The 907-nt window shown below is 41.6% G+C and carries 1 protein-coding gene; it reads left to right on the forward strand.

Annotation, left to right across the window (positions count from 1 at the left end; translation table 11 throughout):
• Positions 1 to 907 (forward strand): hypothetical protein (locus OCV67_RS12410; RefSeq protein ID WP_178085148.1); only part of this gene is annotated, 907 nt, incomplete at both ends.

Raw genomic sequence — 907 nt, forward strand, 5'->3', positions numbered from 1 at the left:
TCATTATGAGAAAAAAGAGGGCGAGGATGGATATATATCCGAACTTGACATTGACGGCGATGGAATTATCGACGCTGATGATTACAATTATATTCTGGAAAATCACAGCGGTTCTTATGTAGGCGATGATGATTTCAAGGAATACATGGATAAGGACAAGGACGGAGTTATCACAGAAGCAGATTACAATTGGTTTGCAGGATACGCAAGTCAGTTTGACGGCTATACCCCCGGAGCAAATTATATTTACAACATCAAGCTGACGGGTGACTGCTATAACGAAACGGGAATGTGGCTGTACAACACAAATCTGGATTTGAACGGTCATGAACTTGTTATAGTCGGAAATATGGCGTTTATGACAAGCAATCTTGACTTGTTAGACGGAGTAACGCTAAACCTTAACGGCGGTCAGCTTGGAATAATCGGCGAGTTTAACTTCGGACAGGCACAGAGCTATGATAAGCTGATCATGACTAACTCTGCCGATGTTTTGATGGTAACTGAAAACTGGTATTATACAACTCTTGCAGACTGTGAGGGGTTATGGACAGACGGATTAATTCTATTTTACGGACAGCACTGGAATGTAAATGAAGCTGCGGGAGAAAAGGCGATTTATTCAAGCGGCAATCATTCCATAGTTTTCTATTATCCATACGGCAAACAGACTATTTTGTGGGACAACCCCGAAACATACATAAATAACGAGGACGGAAGTCTGAATACTCAAAGAAGATTTAACTTTGACAATCCAAACGGACTTATTTTCCCATATGGATACTCATCGGACAGGTACTGGTTCCGCCCATGGTTCAGACCGTATGACGAGCCTGACTATACACTTTACAGAAAAGGCATGGAAATAGGTGACGGAGTTCACATTGCAACAGGTAACTATACAAAA

The sequence above is a fragment of the Porcipelethomonas ammoniilytica genome, from assembly GCF_025567485.1.
Taxonomy (GTDB): Bacteria; Bacillota; Clostridia; order Oscillospirales; family Ruminococcaceae; genus Porcipelethomonas; species Porcipelethomonas ammoniilytica.